Below are 19,822 nucleotides of genomic sequence, written 5' to 3'. Positions count from 1 at the left end.
TGCAGGCACCTGGGTGATTCAGCCGCACCGCGCTGATGCGATCGCTGGCAAGCCGTCGCCTACAGGGACGGCGTTACCCCGGTAGATCAGCGCTTGCGCAGGATCACGCTACCGATCGAATAGCCTGCGCCAAACGAACTGAGTACAGCGACAGCGCCCTTGGGCAGGTCGTCCTGGTAGGTGTGGAACGCAATCACCGAGCCGGCCGAGCTGGTGTTGGCGTAAGTATCGAGGATCACCGGCGCTTCTTCCACCGAGGCTTCGCGGCCCAGCAGTTTCTTCACAATCAGGTGGTTCATGCTCAGGTTGGCCTGGTGCAGCCAGAAGCGCTTCACGTCTGCCACGTTCAACTGGTTTTCTTCCAGGTGCACACCGATCAGCTCGGCGACCATCGGGCAGACATCGCGGAACACTTTGCGGCCTTCCTGCACGAACAGCTTGTCGGGCGCGCCGATGCCCTCTTCCGCCGCGCGGTTGAGGAAGCCGAAGTTGTTGCGGATGTTGTTCGAGAACTTGGTCAGCAGCTTGGTGCTGACCACGTCGAACTGGTGCTCGGAGGTGGCCAGGTCGGCACGCTCGAGGATCACCGCGGTGGCGGCGTCGCCGAAGATGAAGTGGCTGTCGCGGTCACGGAAGTTCAGGTGGCCGGTGCAGACCTCCGGGTTGACCATCAGGATCGCCCGCGCCTGGCCCAGCTGAATGCTGTTGGCGGCGTTCTGGATGCCAAAGGTCGCCGAGGAACACGCCACGTTCATGTCGAAACCGAATCCTTCGATGCCCAGGGCTTCCTGGACTTCGATGGCAATGGCCGGGTAGGCGCGCTGCAGGTTGGAGCAGGCGACGATCACGCCGTCGATGTCGGCGGCGGTCTTGCCGGCGCGCTGCAGGGCCTGTTCGGCAGCGCCGACGGCCATCTGGCAAAGCACCGACCACTCGTCATTGCTGCGCTCGGGCAGACGCGGGGCCATGCGCTGCGGGTCGAGAATGCCGTCCTTGTCCATGACAAAGCGGCTCTTGATGCCCGAGGCTTTTTCGATAAAGGCGGCGCTGGATTCGGTCAGCGGCTGAACGTCACCACGCTCGATGGCGGCGGCGTTGTCGGCGTTGAACTGCTGCACGTAGGTATTGAAAGACTGCACCAGCTCTTCGTTGGAGATGCTGTTGGCCGGGGTATACAGGCCAGTGCCGCTGATGACGACGTTATGCACGGTCGTTCCTCTAAATCTGTCAGGCAGAAGATATTGGTACCGTCGTACCAAACTGTAAGTCGTTCGATTCCGTCCAGCGGCATCAAACTGGCAACGCTTTATTCCATCGCGCCGTGGCTGTACGCCAGCCCATCCCGACGATCCCGGCATTTATAACCGCGAAGTTTGCCACAAACCCTGGGATTTGGCGCCATGTGCCCGATAAACCTGCTGTGCAGTGGTGTTGGCCCTGTGGCAAGCAGGCTTGTCTTGATGAGCGGCCTTGTTGTGGCTGGCGAGCCTGTGGTGGCAAGCAGGCTTGTTGTGGTGAGCAGGCTTGTTGTGGCGAGCAGGCTTGCCCTGCGTTGGGCTGCGCAGCAGCCCCAGTCCAACCTCTTCGGTCTGCCAGATAGATCCGGTGAGCTGGTTTTAGGGCTGCTGCGCAGCCCAACGCAGGGCAAGCCTGCTCACCACAAAAAGGCCGCTCACCACCAAGAAAACCCATCTGCCACAACAAGCCCGCCAGCCTTAGCAAACCCGCTCACCACAATTTCAAGCCTCGACCAGGCTCCATTGCTTGCTCAGGCGCTTGTCGGAAATCGGCACTTTGGTGCCGAGCTGCTGGGCAAACAACGACACCCGATATTCCTCCAGCCACCAGCGATAGAGCTCCAACTGCGGGTCGCGCTTGCCTTCCTGGGTGTGTTTGTTCAGGCGGTTCTGGTATTGCGCCCACAGGCCGCTCAGTTCGGTGCTCCACACCCGATCCTTTTGCACCTGGCTCGGCAGTTTCTCCAGACGCAATTCGATGGCCTTGAGGAATCGCGGCAGCTCCTTGAACCACTGCGCCGGGGTTTCGCGCACAAAACCGGGATACACCAGGTTACTCAATTGTTGCTTGATGTCGTTGAGGGCCACCGCCTGGGCCAGGTCGATCTTGCCCTTGAAGCGCTTTTGCAGGCCGTGCCAGAGTTTCAACACCTCCAGGGTCAAGCGTGCCAGGCGTTCGGCATGTTCGGTCCAGCTGCCACGCTTGCGTTCGGCCAACGCGGCGAGGCCGGCGCCGTCACGCGGCAAGCTCGCTTCGCCTTCCAGCACGCAGCTGTCGAGGCTGGCCAGCAGGATGTCTTCGACCAGCGCGTCGATGCGCCCCAGTTCGCGGTACATCAGGCCCAATTCAGTGAGGCCGGGCAATTTGCCGCGCAGGAATTTCGCCGGTTCCGCCAGTTGCTGCATCAGCAGGCGCTGCAACGCGCGGCGATGCTGGAACTCGGCTTCGGCAGCGGTGGAGAAACGCCCTTCCTTGACCGTGCCGTTTTCCTCCACGAGCGCCGGATAGACAGTCATCGACAGGCCGGCGATGTTCTGCTGGGTCTTCTCGGCCACCGCGGCGAACACCTTGGCCTCCACCGGCTGCTGGCTCTTCGCCGTCTGCGGTACCGCCAAGGCCGCTTGGCTGGCTTGCGCAAAACGTGCCGTCAGCTCGGCCAGGTCGCGGCCTTCGCCGAGGAACTTACCCTCGCCATCGACCACTTCCAGGTTCATCTTCAGGTGGCTGTCCACCTGCTGCGCGGCCTCGGCCCAGGCTTCATCGCTGACCCGTGCGCCGGTCATGCGCAACAGTTCCCGGCCCAGGGCCTGGGGCAGCGAGCCCTGGCCGAATTCAATGCGCTGCAATGCCGCCTTGACGAAATCCGGCACCGGTACGAAGTTCTTGCGCAACGCCTTCGGCAAGTTGCGCACCAGCGCGATACATTTGGCTTCGATCACCCCGGGCACCAGCCATTCCAGGCGCTCCGGCGGCAACGCCGGCAGCAGCGGTGCGGGGACGCGCAGGGTTACGCCGTCGCGTGGATGATTGGGCTCGAAGTGGTAACTCAAGGCCAGCGCTAGGTCGCCCAGGTGCAGGGTGTCCGGATAATGCGCGGCGGTGACCTCGCTGGCCTCGCGAGCCAGCACGTCTTCTTCGCGCATGATCAGCAGCTGCGGGTCTTTCTGGCTGTTGACCTTGTACCAGCTGTCGAACGTGGCGGTCTGGTGGATCTCCGCCGGCAGGCGCGCATCGTAGAAGGCGTACAGGGTTTCTTCGTCGGCGAGAATATCCCGCCGGCGCGCCTTGGCCTCCAGCTCATCGAGCTGTTCAAGCAGTTGCTGATTGGCCGTGAGGCACTTGGCCCGCGACTGAATTTCGCCACGCACCAGGCCTTCGCGGATAAACAGCTCGCGCGACACCACCGGGTCAATCGGCCCGTAATGCACCGGACGACGCCCGACCACGATCAGTCCGAAGAGGGTGATCTGTTCAAAGGCGACGACCTGGCCGCGCTTCTTTTCCCAATGCGGTTCAAAGTGGTTTTTCTTGATCAGGTGCCCGGCCAGCGGCTCGATCCAGTCGGCATCGATCTTCGCCACCATGCGCGCGTAGAGCTTGGTGGTTTCCACCAGTTCGGCGGTCATCAGCCATTGCGGGCGCTTCTTGCCGATGCCCGAGGACGGGTGAATCCAGAAGCGTCGCTGGCGTGCACCGAGATAATCGCCCTCTTCCGTCTTCTGGCCGATCTGGCTGAGCAGGCCGGACAGCACCGCCTTGTGCAGTTTCGGGAAGTCCGCCGGCTCTTTATTGACGGTCAGCTGCATGTCGCGGCAGATCAGGCTCAACTGGCGGTGGGAATCACGCCACTCGCGCAGGCGCAGATAATTCAGGAAGTTCTTGCGGCACCAGTTGCGCAGCGGGCTGGCGGTCAATGCCTGGCGCTGCTCTTCAAAGCCGCGCCACAAATTGACCAACCCGGCGAAGTCCGAGTCGGCGTCTTTCCACTGGGCGTGCGCCTGGTCGGCGGCTTGCTGGCGTTCCGGCGGACGCTCGCGCGGATCCTGGATCGACATGGCGCTGGCGACAATCAACACTTCCTGCAGGCTGCCGAGCTTGGCCGCTTCCAGCAGCATGCGGCCCATGCGCGGGTCCACCGGCAGGCGCGCCAGTTGGCGGCCCAGCGGCGTCAACTGGCTGTTGCGGTCTACCGCCGAGAGTTCTTGCAGCAAATTGAAACCGTCGCTGATCGCCTTGCCATCCGGCGGCTCGATAAACGGGAAATCGGTGATTTCGCCCAGGCGCAGGTGCAGCATCTGCAGGATCACGGCGGCGAGGTTGGTACGCAGGATCTCCGGGTCGGTGAATTCCGGACGGGCGATAAAATCCTCTTCGCTGTACAAGCGCACGCAGATGCCCGGCTCAACCCGCCCGCATCGGCCCTTACGCTGGTTGGCACTGGCCTGGGAAATCGCCTCTATCGGCAGGCGCTGCACTTTGGCGCGGTAACTGTAGCGGCTGATGCGCGCGGTGCCGCTGTCGATGACATAGCGGATGCCCGGCACGGTCAGCGAGGTTTCGGCGACGTTGGTCGCCAGTACCACGCGCCGTCCAGGGTGGGACTGGAAAATCCGCTGCTGTTCGGCCGGCGACAGCCGCGCGTACAACGGCAAAATTTCGGTGTGCTTGAGCTGGGCCTTGCGCAGCATCTCGGCAGCGTCACGGATCTCGCGCTCGCCGGGCAAAAACACCAGCACGTCGCCGGGGCTGCGGCGCTCGCTGCGCTCATAGGCGGCAATTTCATCGAGGGTGGCGAGGATCGCCTGGTCGACTGTCAGGTCGTCCTCGACGCGGTTGCCTTCCTCGTCCTGCTCCAGGGTCAGCGGGCGGTACCAGGTATCGACCGGGAAGGTGCGGCCCGACACTTCGACAATCGGTGCATCGTCGAAATGCTTGGAGAAACGCTCCAGGTCGATGGTCGCCGACGTGATGATAACTTTCAGGTCGGGGCGACGCGGCAGCAGGGTTTTCAGGTAACCCAGCAGGAAGTCGATATTGAGGCTGCGTTCGTGGGCTTCGTCGACGATGATTGTGTCGTAGCGTTCCAGATACCGATCGTTCTGGGTTTCGGCGAGCAGGATGCCATCGGTCATCAGCTTGATCAGAGTGTTGGAATCGCTCTGGTCTTCAAAGCGCACCTGATAACCGACCAGCGCGCCCAATGGCGTCGCCAACTCTTCGGCAACCCGGCTGGCAACGCTGCGCGCGGCAATCCGGCGCGGCTGGGTATGGCCGATCAGGCCGTACTGGCCGCGGCCGATTTCCAGGCAGATCTTCGGCAACTGAGTGGTTTTACCCGAGCCGGTTTCACCGGCAATGATCAGCACCTGATGCTTGTTCAGCGCATCCTTGATCTCGTCACGCTTGGCCGCAATCGGCAGGCTGTCGTCGTAACGAATCACCGGCAGGCTGGCGCGCCGTGCCGTCACCTGGGCACAGGACGCCTGCATGCGCGTCACCCACTGCGCCAACTTCTCCTCGTCGGGTTTCTTGCGCAGCTCGAGCAACTGCCGCCGCAAGCGGTGGCGGTCGGCGAGCATGGCGTGATCGAGGTTTTTCAGCAGTTGGTCGATAGCGGGCGCTTGGTCAGTCATCAGGGCGGCAAGGGTCTTTTGGGTGAGGCAGGTGAGGCCTGCGCAGCGTAAGTCATCAGAGAGGATGGGGATTGTCGCAGATTTCGACAAGTAGGGAGACGGTCAGTCAATCATGACTGACGTGACCTACCGCTTACGGCGACATTTACTACGACATTGAGTGGATCATTCGGCGTTTTTAACAGCAGAAGTCCGATGGGGTGGAGGGCATAGGAAAGGTTAAATGAGACTTCCAGACAACAGCTTCTATTTTTTAACGTGAACCGGAGCTTCCATGCTGATCCCGCCGACCACTACGCGCCCAGATAACCCGCCCTCTTACGCTGAAGCAATGCGCCCTGAGAGCCCGCCGCCCTATGAACATCTTGCGAGCTATGCGCAAGCAACTGGCACGCCCTCTAACGCTGGAGTAATGCGCCCTGAGAGCCCGCCGCTCTATGAACCTGCGCAAGCAACAGGCATTCAGCCTTCGCCCCGTAATAGCCATGATCCATCCGCGCCGGCCACCAACCTGACGGCGAATCGAATCGCAAACAGCGTTACGAACGGACTGATGAGCTTATTGTCTCGCGTTTAAAATGACGGCTCGGATGAGCAGCGCAGGTCCGCACAAGAAAACACAGAGGTGTCCTCTATTTCATTTAAAGGCTATTTAATGACTATGACCCCGAGCCAGGCAAATCGAGAAATAAATTTCATGTTCGCTCTATAGCCGAGCGATTCACGGTGATGCACCACTAGACATATCGAGCTCGCTCGTTAAAGGACCTTAGTATGCCCATTGACTCCGGTCGTTATAGCTACAGCCCCAGCGACTACGCTGGACGATACGCCACTAAACACCAAAGTATCGCGCCTGAAACCTACAGACGAAAAAGCTCCTGGGAGCAGGACACCCCCGCTACCAGTAGCAGCTCGTGGACCCCGCTCATCGCCAAACAGCCACTCTCAGCAATGAGTCCGGCCAAGCAAAAAGAACTTGATCAATTAAAGAAGACCAAAGAAACGCTGGAGGGAATGGCGAATAAGTACTCGCGCCCGGATCTACCTAAGGAGCTTTTCCAGAAGCCGACCAATTTACTGGAGCAAATCATCAGAAAAAGTGAAGACACGCCGGAAAGTAAAAATCCACTGAAGAGAATAACTAATTCACACGCACACAAACAACTTGACGCCGAATACAATAAGTCAATGATGGGCTTATATAGACAAGCGGAAAAGGGCGCTTTTAAGACTGAACGAATTCCTGAATGGGAAAAAAACGGATTCAAACAGTCAGAAGCAAAAGTCAACGGAGCAGATGGGGAGATAGCCCTCGAGGCCTTAACGCTGATGGGTCGCGGCACGCCTTGGTTTGGCGAAATACGCAAGGAAAACCGCAAAACATAATGCCCTGCCCGGTCGAAATTTAAATAACGACACCAGGAACGCTGCTGTTTTCGTCCACAGGCGCACTCACTCCTCAGGAGTGAGTGCGTTCTTTACGCCGATACGGAAACACATCAATCACCTTCCCCGCGCGAATCGCGTCCTGCAAACTTTTCCAGTAATCGGCGTTGTACAACTCGCCATGCAGTTCATTGAACAACTTGCGCTGGCCCGCATCGGCGAACAGGAACGGCGGAAATTCTTCCGGGAACACGTCCAGCGGGCCGATGGAGTACCAGGGTTCAGAGGCCATTTCGTCCTCGGGCGTGCGCGGCGCAGGAATATGGCGGAAGTTGGCTTCGGTGAGAAAGCAGATTTCGTCGTAGTCGTAGAACACCACGCGGCCGTGGCGGGTGACGCCGAAGTTCTTCAGCAGCATGTCGCCGGGGAAAATATTCGCCGCCGCCAGTTGCTTGATCGCCAGGCCGTAGTCTTCCAGGGCTTCGCGCACCTGGGCGTCGTTGGCGTTGTCGAGATAAAGGTTGAGCGGGGTCATGCGCCGTTCGGTCCAGCAGTGGCGAATCAGCACAGTGTCGCCTTCGACTTCGACGGTGCCAGCGGCGACTTCGAGCAGCTCGGCCAGGCACTCCGGCTCGAATTTGCTCAAGGGGAAGCGGAAGTCGGCGAATTCCTGGGTGTCGGCCATGCGCCCGACGCGGTCGACGCTTTTGACCAGGCGGTACTTCTCGATCACCGTGGCGCGGTTGACGTTTTTCGACGGCGAAAAGCGGTCCTTGATGATCTTGAACACGGTGTTGAAGCCGGGCAGCGTAAACACGCTCATGACCATGCCACGCACGCCGGGGGCCATGATAAAGCGGTCGTCGGTGGTCGCCAGGTGGTTGATCAGCGCGCGGTAGAACTCGGATTTGCCGTGCTTGTAGAAGCCGATGGAGGTGTACAGCTCCGCAATGTGCTTGCCCGGCAGGATGCGCTTGAGAAAACCGATGAATTCCGCCGGCACCGGCACGTCGACCATGAAGTAGGAACGGGTAAATGAAAAGATGATCGACACATCGGCTTCGTCGGTGATCAGTGCATCAATCTGGATGCCCTGCCCTTCACGGTGCAGCAGCGGGATCACCAACGGCCACTGCTCGTCGCGGGTGTAGATACGTCCTACAAGGTAGGCGCCCTTGTTGCGGTAAAGCACCGAGGAAAACAGCTCGACGTTGAGGTCCGGGTCCTTGCATACCCAGTCCGGCAGGTTTTCGCGCAGTTGCACTTCGAGGCGGCGCAGGTCGGCGGCGAGGTCCGCGTAGGGTTCGCTGAAACGGTAATCGGCGAAGATCTGCGCCAGCATCTCGGCGATCTGGCCGCCCGGCGTATACGTGCGCGTCTGCGCCGCCCGTGCCCGGCGCAGGCTGGGCCGGGTGGTGTGGATAAACATGCAGCCATCGCTGATCAGGTCATGGCTGAAAAGGCCGCAGAAAATCGAGTTGTACCAGGTCTCGGACAGCTCATCGTCGAAACGCAGGTCGATCAGGCCGATGTAGGCGCTTTTCACCAACGGCCACACCTCTATATCGAGCAATGCCGCGTCGGCAAAATTTGCCCGCAGGCGTGCGGTCACCTCGCCGACCTTCTCTTCATACAGGTTGATACGCGCCGCCGAGGCCGCCTGCCCCAATTGCCACTGGGCCTTTTCGAAACGCTCGCGGGCACCGTCGGTGATCTGGCGAAAGTGCTCACGGTAGTCGTCGAACCCTTCAAGGATCGTGCGGGCAATGGCGAGTGCGGGCGTGGTGAGCGACATGCGGGAAACCTCGAACGGGCATCGGGAAGTCCTGAGCTTAGCCAGTGTAGTGAGACAGGAGAAGGGTGACTTTCAGCGCCCCGTTGTACAACTTCGTTCACTTTGTACATTTATTTTCAATTTATTTATTTCGACTGTCCGGTCAATAAACGCACCAAAAAGTCGCACGCCGTTTTCACTCCAGGCCTTCATCGACGTGGCCTGCCAGCGTGAACCAGGAAAATCGCGCGGCGCCTCGAGGGTACATACCCCTAGCAGAGCTTTGGATCCAACTAAGGGAAACCCTGATTACCACCTTGATGGCACTTTGATATATAGCGCGCCCTTTCCCACCCTAACAAGGTCCAAAGACCGATCCGGGATCAGGTTTTAATTGCCCAAGGAGCATTGAGATGTCATTGAGGAATATGAAAATCGGCCTGCGTGCCGGATTGAGCTTTGGGGTATTGGCCAGTCTGCTGGTGATTGTCGGCCTGTTTGGCCTGGGCCAGATGGCCAAGCTGCGCGAGAGCGCGCTGGTCATCGAAGACGCCTGGATGCCGAGCATCGAGAACGCCCACGACATCGCCGCCTACGTCGCCAACATTCGCCTGGAAGGCCTGCGCCTGGTCACCACCGATGAATCGCGGATACGCGACACCAGCAGGGCCTTGATCACGCGCAACACCAGTGAATTGCAAGCGCTGCTGGAGCGTCACGAAAGCCTGCTGAACAACGATGCAGAGCGTGAAATGCTCCAGCAGGCAAAAAGCAATGTGGCGACCTACCTGGGCACCGTCGGCCAGATGGTTGCCCTGGTCGACAAGGACCAGCAACAAGACGCCATCGACCTGCTGAACGTGCGCCTGGCCCCCCAGGGCATGGCCCTCAACCAGAACCTGGAAGACCTGATCGCGTTCAACCAGAAAGGTGTCGAAGCGGCAGCCGACGCGGCTGCCGAGACCTATTCGAGCGCGCAGTGGGTTGTCGGGCTGATCATCGTGGTCGCGCTGATTGCCACCTTGCTGCTGGCGTGGCTGCTGACCCGCAGCATCACCGCGCCGCTCGGCCAGGCGTTGATCGTGGCGCGGACCATCGCCGGCGGCGACCTCAGCCAGCCGATCGTGGTGCACGGCCATGACGAGCCGGCGCAACTGCTGGGCGCCCTGGCGACCATGCAGGAACAGTTGCAAAGCACCATTCGTGGCATCAGCGAATCCGCCCAACAACTGGCTTCCGCCGCCGAAGAGATGAGCTCGGTGATGGAGCAGAGCACCCGTGGCCTGCAGGCACAGAACGATGAAATCGAACAGGCCGCGACGGCCGTGACCGAAATGAGTTCAGCAGTGGACGAGGTGGCCGGCAACGCAGTGTCCAGCGCCGAAGCCTCCAAGGCTTCCGATGAAGACAGCAAGCACGGCCACTACCAGATCAGCGAAACCATCAGTTCGATCCAGAACCTGGTGGATGAAGTGCTCGGCGCGTCGAACAAGGCCGAAGGCCTGGCCGTGCAGGCCCAGGACATCAGCAAAGTGCTGGAAGTGATTCGTGGCATCGCCGGGCAAACCAACCTGCTGGCGCTCAACGCCGCCATCGAAGCCGCCCGTGCGGGTGAGGCCGGGCGTGGTTTTGCGGTGGTCGCCGATGAAGTGCGCTCGCTGGCGCAGCGCACCCAGGACTCCACCGAAGAAATCGAGCAGATGATCACCGGCATCCAGCAAGGCACCCAGGACACCGTCGACGCGCTCAACAGCAGTGCCGAACACGCCGGCCAGACGCTGCAGCGGGCCAACAGTGCCGGCAGCGCGCTGGAAAAAATCACCGCGGCGATTTCGCAGATCAGCGAGCGCAACCTGGTCATTGCCAGCGCCGCCGAGCAGCAGGCGCTGGTGGCGCGCGATGTGGACCGCAGCCTGGTGAACATTCGCGACCTGTCCACCCAGACCGCCGCCGGCGCCACGCAGACCTCGGCGGCCAGCCAGGAACTGTCGCGCCTGGCGGTGGACCTCAATGGCATGGTGACGCGGTTTATCCTTTAAACAGTGATTGTGCAGGGCCAAGTCACTGGGCACACTCGCGGCCTTGTTCGCGTAGGAGTTTTCCGTGAGACCTGTCGACACCCTGTATTTGCTCGGGCTCGCCGCCATCTGGGGCGCGAGCTTTCTGTTCATGCGCATCATCGCGCCGGAGATCGGCAGCGTGCCGACCGCGTTTTTCCGCGTGTCGATTGCCGCCGCCGGGTTGCTGGTCATCCTGGCGCTGATGCGGGTGAGCTGGGATTTCCAGGGCAAGTTCAAGACGGTCCTGCTGCTGGGGGTGATCAACTCCGGGATCCCGGCGACCATGTACTCGGTGGCGGCCCAGGTGCTGCCGGCGGGTTACTCGGCGATCTTCAATGCCACCACGCCGCTGATGGGCGTGCTGATTGGCGGGCTGTTCTTCAGCGAGCGCCTCACGCCTTCGAAAGTCGCCGGGGTGTGCCTGGGCCTGCTGGGCGTGGGCGTGCTGACCCGCGCGGGGCCGGTGGCGTTCGACCTGGAGTTGTTGATGGGCGCGCTGGCCTGCCTGCTGGCGACGACCTGTTATGGGTTTGCCGGGTTCCTGGCACGGCGCTGGCTGGACCAGCGCGGTGGCCTGGACAGCCGCCTGTCGGCCTTGGGCAGCATGCTCGGCGCCACCCTGTTCCTGTTGCCGTTCTTTGCCTACAGCGCGATCAGCCAGCCGCCCGCCCGCCAGTTGGGGTGGGTGGCAGGTGTGGTTGTCGCTGCTGGGGTTGGGACTGGTGTGCACGGCACTTGCCTACATCCTTTATTTCCGCCTGCTGTCATCCATCGGGCCGGTCAAGTCGATGACCGTGACCTTCATGATTCCGCCATTCGGCGTGCTGTGGGGCGCGTTGCTGCTGGATGAGCCGCTGTCGATGGCGCACGTGTATGGCGGAGTGTTGATCGCGGGGGCGTTGTGGCTGGTCTTGCGGCCGAGAAAAATCCTGTAGGAACCCGGCTTGCCGACGATGGCGTTCATCGCCGGCAAGCCGCGCTCCTACAGGACGGGGGTGGTGTCAGGCCTTACGGAAGACGAACACCAGGCCGATGATGATCAATCCCATCCCCAGCAGGCTCAGCAGCGCGAGCCGGTTGCCGAAGATCAGGTAGTCCATCACCGCCGTCACCGCCGGCACCAGGTAGAACAGGCTGGTGACATTCACCAGGTTGCCGCGGGCGATCAAGCGGTACAGCAGCAGAGTCGCCAATAACGACACCACCACGCCCATCCACAGTACCGGCAGGTAAAAGCCGGCGCTGTGTTCAAAATGGAACGGCTGGAACGGCACAAACACCGAACACAGCAGCAAGCCCGCCAGGTACTGCACGGGCAGCGTGCCCAATGGGTTGTCGGTGATGCGCTTTTGCATGATCGAGCCAAAGGTCATGCTCGCCAGGGCCAGCAGCCCGAACAGCATCCCGGCCAGGGACATGCCCGCCAGCCCGATGCCCTGGTAGACCACCATGATCAACCCCGCCAGGCCCAGCCCGAGGCCAAACAGCCGCCGCCAGGAACGCTGGCGCTCCATCAGCACCACCGTGAGGATCGGCTGCACCCCCATGATGGTGGCCATCATTCCGGGCGTGACTTTGAGATCCAGGGCCAGCAGGTAGAAAATCTGGTACGCCCCCAACAACACCAGCCCGGTCGCCGCCGCGTACAGCATCGGCTTGCCGGGGCGCGGCAATTGCAACTTGAGGATCGGCACCAGGAACACCAGGCCCACCAGGGCGATGGCAAAACGGATGAGCAAAAACGCAAAGGGCGAAGCATGGGCCAGGCCCAGCTTGGAGAAGATCGCACCACTGCTCCAGAGCAGGACGAACAGGCTCGTCGAGGCCGCCGCGGCCACGGATTGTTTCGAAATGACAGACATGGTTACCACCTGTAATCAGGCAAAAAAGCCAATTCAGCTGAAGCTGAAACTCAGTAGGTTTTTTTCAGGCAGGCAGAGGGGCACAGCGAATTGCTGATCAGCCCGAAATGCCAACACCCGGCGGTGATACGACTGCGTACACCGGCGTGCTACTGACAGGTGGGGGGTAGTGGCTGATCTGCGCAGGCTGCTTGTCCTCGCACGGCACGACCGCAGCGTTGACCGCTGAATCGACTACCGCTATGCGCAAGGAAGCTGGCATGTGCTGATCTTTTTGAAGGGATAAAGACGCGCCGACTATACCCAGCCGGCGACAGGTATGGCAATGACTTGGCCAACGCGTTTTTGCCTGGCGCAGTTTTCACAGTGATGGCGTGGGGGCGTCGCTATAATGCGCCCGATTTTTTTCCAAGGATTTCCCATGCTCGCATTGCCCTGGCTGTACCTGGCGCTTCTTTCCATTGGCTATGTGATGGCCCTGGCCTACGGGCAACTCGGCGCGCTGGCGCTGGTGTCCGTGGCCCTGCTGCTGATCGCCGGGTACGCGGTACGCCAGCAGCGCACGCCGTGGGCCCGTTACCTCGGTCATGGTTTGTTTATCGTCCTCGCCGTGAGCCTGGCCATGCACTGGCTGCCGGGGTTCTACAACGGGCGCGGCATCGGCTCGCAGCAATTCACCCCCGACGCCGTGCCCTTCTCGATGTACCTGAACCAGGACAAACCGCTGATCGGCTTCTGGCTGCTGTTGGCCTGCCCGTGGATTGTGGCGCGGCGCAGCCTGCGCCTGTCGCTGTGTGTGACGGCCCTGGCCCTGACCCTCACGGCCATAGCTGCACTCGGTGGCGCCGCCTTGCTGGGGGTGATCAGTTGGGCGCCGAAATGGCCGGAACAGGCCTGGCTGTGGGTGCTCAACAACCTGCTGCTGGTAACCCTGGTGGAAGAGGCACTGTTTCGTGGCTACATCCAGGGCGGCCTGCGCCAGCGCTTCCAGCATCTGCCTTACGGCGAGAACCTGGCGCTGTTGCTGGCTTCACTGCTGTTCGGCCTGGTGCACCTGGGCGCGGGCTGGCACTGGGTGTTGCTGGCGAGCATTGCCGGGGTCGGATATGGCCTGGCCTATCGCTTCGGTGGCCTGGGTGCAGCGATTGCCACGCACTTTGGCTTGAACCTGCTTCACTTCGGGTTGTTTACCTACCCGATGCTGGCGGGATGATTGTTGCAAAAATAAGTTAAATAAATGCCCGCCATGGCCGATACCCCCTGAAAGCCTTGCGGATTGAACAATCATGCGTAATAACCAACCCGTTACCCAGCGCGAACGTACCTTCCCCGCTCAGCAACGGTTGATCTCCACCACGGATGCCAAGGGTGTGATCACCTACTGTAACGACGCGTTTGTCGAGATCAGTGGGTTCACCCGCGAAGAGCTGCTTCGCGCGCCGCACAACCTGGTGCGTCACCCGGATGTACCGGCAGCGGTGTTCGCGCACATGTGGTCCACGCTCAAACAAGGCTTGCCATGGATGGGCATCGTCAAGAACCGCTGCAAGAGCGGCGATCACTACTGGGTCAACGCCTATGTGACGCCGGTCTTCGAAGGCAACCAGGTGGTCGGCTACGAATCGGTGCGCATCAAGCCCACCTCCGAGCAGATCCGCCGTGCCGAAGCGCTCTATCAACGCATCAACCAGGGCAAGTCGGCCATTCCCCAGCGCGACAAGTGGCTGCCGGTGCTGCAGGACTGGCTGCCGTTTATCCTGGTGAGCCAGCTGAGCTTCATGATCGGCGCCTCGCTCAACTCCCACTGGGGCTTCGCCTTGGCGGCCGGGCTGTCGGTGCCATTGGGCCTGCTGGGCCTGAGCTGGCAACAACGCGGCCTCAAGCGCCTGCTGCGCCTGGCCGAGCAGACCACGTCCGACCCGCTGATCGCGCAGATGTACACCGACAGCCGGGGTGCCCAGGCGCGCCTGGAAATGTCGATCCTCAGCCAGGAGGCGCGTCTGAAGACCTGCCTCACGCGCTTGCAGGACACGGCCGAGCACCTCAACGACCAGGCTGCACAGTCCAACACCCTGGCGCATAACAGCTCTTCCGGCCTGGAGCGCCAGCGCGTGGAAACCGAGCAGGTGGCTACGGCAGTCAACCAGATGGCCGCGACCACCCAGGAAGTCGCCAGCCACGTGCAGCGCACCGCCGATGCCACCCAGGAAGCCAATCGCCTGACCGGCCGTGGCCGCGATATCGCCGGCGAAACCCGCGAGGCGATCCAGCGCCTGTCGGTGGCCGTGGGCGAGACCGGCGTGACCGTCACCCAACTGGCCAAGGACAGCGATGAAATCGGCGGCGTGGTCGACGTGATCAAAGGCATCGCCGACCAGACCAACCTGCTGGCGCTGAACGCCGCCATCGAAGCGGCCCGCGCCGGTGAGATGGGCCGTGGTTTTGCGGTCGTGGCGGATGAAGTCCGTCAGTTGGCGCAACGCACCGCCGAATCCACCGGGCAGATCCATGCCCTGATCGCCAAGCTGCAGCAAACCGCCGCGGCCGCCGTGCAAACCATGGACGCCGGGCACCGCCAGGCCGAAGAAGGTGTGGCACGGGTGATGGAAGCGGACCAGGCGCTGGTCGGCATCAGCGAAGCCGTGGCGCACATCACCGACATGACCACCCAGATCGCCGCCGCGACCGAAGAGCAAAGCTCGGTGGCCGAAGAGATCAGCCGCAATATCAGCACCATTGCGCTGCTGGCGGACCAGACCTCGGAGCAGGCGTTGAACTCGGCGCAGTTGAGTGAAGAACTGACGCATACCGCCAATACCCAGTACTCGCTGGTAGAGCGGTTTAACCGATAGATCGCTATCGCAGGCAAGCCAGCTCCCACATTCGACGGTGTTCACACATCAAAATGTGGGAGCTGGCTTGCCTGCGATGAGGCCCTAAAGGCCAGCAAGAAAGCTTGAGACCTTCACTGCCGCCGCCTCCAGATGCTGCTCATGACTGAACCCCGATGCCTTCAACGGCTTCAAGTCATGATCCCCCGCCACCAGCCACATCACCTCGATGCTCGGCGACAAGCCATACCCCTCCACCGCCGCCCGATTGCCCAACGCATCGCGCTCGCCCTGCACGATCAAGGTCGGCGTCTTCAGCCCGGCCAAGTGCTCGACCCGTGGCTTCTCTGGCTTGCCCACCGCATAAAACGGATAACCCAGGCACACCAGCCCATCGGCGCCCAGTTCATCCGCGACTAAACTGGCCATCCGCCCGCCCATGGATTTGCCGCCAATCGCCAGTTTCCCAGCGACATGACGTCGCACCTCGGCATGCACCTCGCGCCACGCCTCCAGCAGTTTCGGCGCCGGGTTCGGCGGGCGTTTAACGCCGTCCATCCGGCGCTGGGCCATGTACGCAAATTCGAAGCGCAACACGTTCACGCCGTGCCCGGCAAGGCGTGCAGCCATGTCGTTCATGAACGATGAGTCCATCGGTGCGCCGGCGCCGTGGGCCAGGATCAACGTGACAGGTGCCCCCGACGCCTCGCCCGCCGCGACATCCCACAGCCAGCCGCGTTCGCGCACACAGTGCGCCCATTGATCCCCGTCAATACTGGCCTTGTGCTCTTTGCCCATGCTTGCCTCGCTTTTTAGTCTGCCTATAACTCCAGCCCAAGTGCCGCATCTGCTTGGGTTGAACCGTGGATGGGGAACCATGAACACTACTTTAAGTACCGCCTATAACTACAAGGTGGTCCGCCAATTCGCCATTATGACGGTGGTGTGGGGCATCGTCGGCATGGGGCTCGGGGTTTTTCTCGCTGCCCAATTGGTTTGGCCTGCGCTCAACTTCGACCTGCCCTGGACCAGCTTCGGCCGCTTGCGCCCGCTGCACACCAACGCGGTGATCTTCGCCTTCGGCGGCTGTGCGCTGTTCGCCAGCTCCTTCTACTCGGTGCAACGCACCTGCCAGACACAGCTGTTCGCGCCGAAAATCGCCGCGTTCTGCTTCTGGGGCTGGCAATTGGTGATCCTGCTGGCCGCGATCACCTTGCCGCTGGGCTACACCAGTTCCAAGGAATACGCCGAGCTGGAATGGCCGATCGACATCCTCATCACCATCGTCTGGGTGGCCTACGCCATCGTGTTTTTCGGCACGGTGATGAAGCGCAACACCAAGCACATCTACGTCGGCAACTGGTTCTTCGGTGCGTTCATCATCACCGTGGCTATCCTGCACATCGTCAACAACCTGGAAATCCCGGTCAGCCTGACCAAGTCCTACTCGCTGTACGGCGGTGCGACGGATGCCATGGTGCAGTGGTGGTACGGACACAACGCCGTAGGCTTCTTCCTCACTGCGGGCTTCCTGGGGATGATGTACTACTTCGTGCCCAAGCAGGCCGAGCGTCCGGTGTACTCCTATCGCCTGTCCATCGTGCACTTCTGGGCGCTGATCACCCTGTACATCTGGGCCGGCCCGCACCACCTGCACTACACCGCGCTGCCGGACTGGGCACAGTCGCTGGGCATGGTGATGTCGCTGGTCCTGCTGGCACCGAGCTGGGGCGGCATGATCAACGGCATGATGACCCTGTCGGGCGCCTGGCATAAGTTGCGCAGCGACCCGATCCTGCGCTTCCTGGTGGTCTCCCTGGCGTTCTACGGCATGTCGACCTTCGAAGGCCCGATGATGGCGATCAAGACCGTCAACGCCCTCTCCCACTACACCGACTGGACCATCGGCCACGTACACGCCGGCGCCCTCGGCTGGGTGGCGATGATCTCCATCGGCGCGCTGTACCACATGATCCCGAAAATCTTCGGTCGCGAGCAGATGTACAGCCTCGGCCTGATCAACGCGCACTTCTGGCTGGCCACCATCGGCACCGTGCTCTACATCGCCTCGATGTGGGTCAACGGCATCGCCCAGGGCCTGATGTGGCGTGCGGTCAACGAAGACGGCACCCTGACCTACTCCTTCGTCGAAACCCTGGTGGCCAGCCACCCTGGCTTCATCGTGCGGCTGGTAGGCGGTGCGGTGTTCCTCAGCGGCATGTTCCTGATGGCTTACAACACATGGCGCACCGTGCGCTCGGCGCAACCCGCCGAAGCCGCCACCACTGCGCAGCTGGCCTGAGGAGTCTGTGATGAAACACGAAACGATTGAAAAGAACGTCGGCCTGTTGATGCTGCTCATGGTGCTCGCCGTGAGCATCGGCGGCCTGACCCAGATCGTCCCGCTGTTTTTCCAGGACGTGACCAACAAGCCGGTCGAGGGCATGAAGCCCTATACCGCGCTGCAACTGGAAGGCCGCGACATCTACATCCGCGAAGGCTGCGTACAGTGCCACTCGCAGATGATCCGCCCATTCCGCGCCGAGACCGAACGCTACGGCCACTACTCGGTCGCCGGCGAAAGCGTGTGGGACCACCCGTTCCTGTGGGGTTCCAAGCGCACCGGCCCGGACCTGGCGCGCGTCGGCGCACGCTACTCCGACGACTGGCACCGCGCGCACTTGTACAACCCGCGCAACGTGGTGCCCGAGTCGAAGATGCCGGCCTATCCGTGGCTGGTCACCGCTCCCGTCGACAGCAGCCACACCGAGACCAAGTTGAAAGTGATGCGCACCCTCGGCGTGCCGTACACCGACGACGACATCAGTGGTGCGGTCGCCAGCCTCAAGGGCAAGACCGAGATGGACGCCCTGGTGGCGTACCTGCAAGTGCTCGGCACCGCCATCAAGAGCAAGAGGTGAGCCATGGGATTTGAATTCGATGCAGGCACCATCCGCGGCCTCGGCACGCTGGTGGTCGCCATCGCCTTTATCGGCTTGTCGCTATGGGTGTTCAACAACCGGCGCAATGCGGAATTCGAGCAGGCGCGCCTGCTGCCCTTCGCCGATGAACCCACTCCATCCGACGCTCAAGAAGAGCCTGCAACAAGGAGCAACCGGCCATGACCCTATTCTGGAGTACATGGATCTGCGTACTGACCCTCGGCAGCCTGATCGGCCTGACCTGGCTGTTGATCGGCACCCGCAAGGGCGAGACCAAGGGCAGCGTCGACCAGACGATGGGCCACGCCTTCGATGGCATCGAGGAATACGACAACCCGCTGCCCCAGTGGTGGTTCATGCTGTTCGCCGGCACCCTGGTGTTTGCCGTCGGATACCTGATCCTCTACCCGGGGCTGGGCAACTGGAAAGGTGTGCTGCCGGGCTATGAAGACGGCTGGACCCAGACCAAGGAATGGGACAAGGAAATGGCCAGGGCCGACGCCAAGTTCGGGCCGATCTTCGCCAAATTCTCGGCCATGCCGCTGGAAGAGGTCGCCAAGGACCCGCAGGCGTTGAAGATGGGCGCACGCCTGTTCGCCTCCAACTGTGCGGTGTGCCACGGCTCGGATGCCAAGGGCGCGTTCGGCTTCCCGAACCTGGCCGACAACATCTGGCGCTGGGGCGGTTCGGCCGAGGCGATCAAGACCACCATCCTCAACGGCCGCCACGCGGCGATGCCGGCCTGGGGTGACATGCTGGGTGACGAGGGGGTGAAAAACGTCGCCGCCTATGTGCGCCACGACCTGGCCAAGTTGCCCTTGCCGGCCGACAGCAGTGCCGACCTGGCTGCGGGCCAAACCGCGTTCAACACCACCTGTGTCGCCTGCCACGGTCCGCAAGGCCACGGTATGGAAGCGATGGGCGCGCCTGACCTGACCAAACCGGCCGGCTATATCTACGGCACCAGCCTCGCGCAGTTGCAGCAGACCATCCGTCACGGCCGTCAGGGCCAGATGCCGGCACAGGAAGTGCTGCAGGGCAATGACAAGGTGCACCTGCTGGCGGCATACGTGTATAGCCTGTCCCATCAATAGCAGGCGGTGAGCGGGAAGCTTCAAGCTTCAGGCTGCAAGAGAAGAGTTCCCAACTTGGATCTTGCAGCCGTTTTTTCCTGCGGCATGCAACTTGCCGCTTATGGCTGCCGCTCTGCGTCAGTTCGTCACACCCTTCCAAAGCACCACTTTCCCCCCCTGCCAATCGGGTCTACGCTTCCTTGCACAGTGGACCGGTTCAGAGCGCACGGCGTTGCCCGC

13 protein-coding genes and 1 pseudogene are annotated in these 19,822 nt (G+C 61.6%); 9 read left to right on the top strand and 5 right to left on the bottom strand.

What is annotated here, in order from left to right:
* Window positions 1-86: 86 nt before the first annotated feature.
* Window positions 87-1,208, bottom strand: a complete 1,122-nt coding sequence (locus tag C9990_RS08180) for a beta-ketoacyl-ACP synthase III (protein WP_065909636.1) — start codon at window positions 1,206-1,208, stop codon at window positions 87-89.
* Window positions 1,209-1,739: 531 nt separating this feature from the next.
* A complete protein-coding gene (hrpA, locus tag C9990_RS08175) occupies window positions 1,740-5,651 on the bottom strand; it encodes an ATP-dependent RNA helicase HrpA (RefSeq protein ID WP_106802991.1) in 3,912 nt (1,303 codons plus the stop codon).
* Between the two features lie 774 nt (window positions 5,652-6,425).
* On the opposite strand from hrpA, the gene C9990_RS08170 reads away from it, so the two are divergent.
* Window positions 6,426-7,040 carry a hypothetical protein gene (locus C9990_RS08170; protein ID WP_065909632.1) on the top strand — a complete coding sequence of 205 codons (615 nt, stop codon included), beginning with the start codon at window positions 6,426-6,428 and terminating at the stop codon, window positions 7,038-7,040.
* Window positions 7,041-7,113: 73 nt separating this feature from the next.
* On the opposite strand, the gene aceK is transcribed toward C9990_RS08170, so the two are convergent.
* Window positions 7,114-8,835, bottom strand: coding sequence for a bifunctional isocitrate dehydrogenase kinase/phosphatase (aceK, locus tag C9990_RS08165; RefSeq protein WP_106802990.1), 1,722 nt, complete (start codon window positions 8,833-8,835; stop codon window positions 7,114-7,116).
* A 392-nt stretch (window positions 8,836-9,227) separates the two neighbouring features.
* Between aceK and C9990_RS08160 the strand changes: the two genes are divergently transcribed.
* Complete coding sequence (locus tag C9990_RS08160) at window positions 9,228-10,853, top strand: methyl-accepting chemotaxis protein (RefSeq protein WP_106802989.1); 1,626 nt, start codon at window positions 9,228-9,230, stop codon at window positions 10,851-10,853.
* Window positions 10,854-10,917: 64 nt separating this feature from the next.
* A pseudogene (locus C9990_RS08155) lies at window positions 10,918-11,809 on the top strand (DMT family transporter).
* Window positions 11,810-11,875: 66 nt separating this feature from the next.
* Here C9990_RS08155 and C9990_RS08150 read toward each other — a convergent pair.
* Window positions 11,876-12,736, bottom strand: coding sequence for a DMT family transporter (locus C9990_RS08150; RefSeq protein WP_106802988.1), 861 nt, complete (start codon window positions 12,734-12,736; stop codon window positions 11,876-11,878).
* Between the two features lie 421 nt (window positions 12,737-13,157).
* Between C9990_RS08150 and C9990_RS08145 the strand changes: the two genes are divergently transcribed.
* Together C9990_RS08145 and C9990_RS08140 are read left to right on the top strand one after the other, a co-directional pair.
* Window positions 13,158-13,949, top strand: coding sequence for a CPBP family intramembrane glutamic endopeptidase (locus C9990_RS08145; RefSeq protein WP_065909622.1), 792 nt, complete (start codon window positions 13,158-13,160; stop codon window positions 13,947-13,949).
* A gap of 73 nt (window positions 13,950-14,022) precedes the next feature.
* The gene (locus tag C9990_RS08140) at window positions 14,023-15,588 is read left to right on the top strand and encodes a PAS domain-containing methyl-accepting chemotaxis protein (RefSeq protein WP_065909619.1); all 1,566 of its coding nucleotides are present in this window, start codon (window positions 14,023-14,025) and stop codon (window positions 15,586-15,588) included.
* 84 nt (window positions 15,589-15,672) lie between these two features.
* Here the strand turns inward: C9990_RS08140 and C9990_RS08135 are convergent, their stop codons facing one another.
* The gene (locus tag C9990_RS08135) at window positions 15,673-16,365 is read right to left on the bottom strand and encodes an alpha/beta family hydrolase (protein ID WP_106802987.1); all 693 of its coding nucleotides are present in this window, start codon (window positions 16,363-16,365) and stop codon (window positions 15,673-15,675) included.
* Between the two features lie 79 nt (window positions 16,366-16,444).
* Here C9990_RS08135 and ccoN point away from each other — a divergent pair, with 79 nt between their 5' ends.
* Genes ccoN through ccoP form a run of 4 tightly spaced genes read left to right on the top strand, consistent with a single transcriptional unit; the run spans window position 16,445 to window position 19,603 of the window.
* Complete coding sequence (gene ccoN, locus C9990_RS08130) at window positions 16,445-17,869, top strand: cytochrome-c oxidase, cbb3-type subunit I (RefSeq protein ID WP_065909616.1); 1,425 nt, start codon at window positions 16,445-16,447, stop codon at window positions 17,867-17,869.
* Between the two features lie 10 nt (window positions 17,870-17,879).
* Window positions 17,880-18,488 carry a cytochrome-c oxidase, cbb3-type subunit II gene (gene ccoO / locus C9990_RS08125; RefSeq protein ID WP_065909614.1) on the top strand — a complete coding sequence of 203 codons (609 nt, stop codon included), beginning with the start codon at window positions 17,880-17,882 and terminating at the stop codon, window positions 18,486-18,488.
* A gap of 3 nt (window positions 18,489-18,491) precedes the next feature.
* The gene (locus C9990_RS08120) at window positions 18,492-18,692 is read left to right on the top strand and encodes a cbb3-type cytochrome c oxidase subunit 3 (protein ID WP_065909612.1); all 201 of its coding nucleotides are present in this window, start codon (window positions 18,492-18,494) and stop codon (window positions 18,690-18,692) included.
* Window positions 18,689-19,603, top strand: a complete 915-nt coding sequence (gene ccoP, locus C9990_RS08115; RefSeq protein ID WP_065909608.1) for a cytochrome-c oxidase, cbb3-type subunit III — start codon at window positions 18,689-18,691, stop codon at window positions 19,601-19,603. The genes C9990_RS08120 and ccoP overlap by 4 nt, the downstream gene beginning before the upstream one ends.
* Window positions 19,604-19,822: the final 219 nt, after the last annotated feature.

Source organism: Pseudomonas sp. S5D5 (genome assembly GCF_003013355.1).
In the GTDB taxonomy this organism is placed as follows: domain Bacteria; phylum Pseudomonadota; class Gammaproteobacteria; order Pseudomonadales; family Pseudomonadaceae; genus Aquipseudomonas; species Aquipseudomonas aylmerensis.
The sequence above is the reverse complement of the archived record's forward strand: the minus strand, read 5'-3'. Positions and strand labels throughout refer to the sequence as shown.

Bases quoted from the DNA above. Each gene is read 5' to 3' on its own strand.
- C9990_RS08145 (WP_065909622.1), top strand. From the start codon at position 13,158: ATGCTCGCATTGCCCTGGCTGTACCTGGCGCTTCTTTCCATTGGCTAT.
- C9990_RS08150 (WP_106802988.1), bottom strand. From the start codon at position 12,736: ATGTCTGTCATTTCGAAACAATCCGTGGCCGCGGCGGCCTCGACGAGC.
- ccoP (WP_065909608.1), top strand. From the start codon at position 18,689: ATGACCCTATTCTGGAGTACATGGATCTGCGTACTGACCCTCGGCAGC.
- C9990_RS08120 (WP_065909612.1), top strand. From the start codon at position 18,492: ATGGGATTTGAATTCGATGCAGGCACCATCCGCGGCCTCGGCACGCTG.
- C9990_RS08135 (WP_106802987.1), bottom strand. From the start codon at position 16,365: ATGGGCAAAGAGCACAAGGCCAGTATTGACGGGGATCAATGGGCGCAC.
- ccoN (WP_065909616.1), top strand. From the start codon at position 16,445: ATGAACACTACTTTAAGTACCGCCTATAACTACAAGGTGGTCCGCCAA.
- C9990_RS08140 (WP_065909619.1), top strand. From the start codon at position 14,023: ATGCGTAATAACCAACCCGTTACCCAGCGCGAACGTACCTTCCCCGCT.
- ccoO (WP_065909614.1), top strand. From the start codon at position 17,880: ATGAAACACGAAACGATTGAAAAGAACGTCGGCCTGTTGATGCTGCTC.
- C9990_RS08170 (WP_065909632.1), top strand. From the start codon at position 6,426: ATGCCCATTGACTCCGGTCGTTATAGCTACAGCCCCAGCGACTACGCT.
- C9990_RS08160 (WP_106802989.1), top strand. From the start codon at position 9,228: ATGTCATTGAGGAATATGAAAATCGGCCTGCGTGCCGGATTGAGCTTT.
- hrpA (WP_106802991.1), bottom strand. From the start codon at position 5,651: ATGACTGACCAAGCGCCCGCTATCGACCAACTGCTGAAAAACCTCGAT.
- aceK (WP_106802990.1), bottom strand. From the start codon at position 8,835: ATGTCGCTCACCACGCCCGCACTCGCCATTGCCCGCACGATCCTTGAA.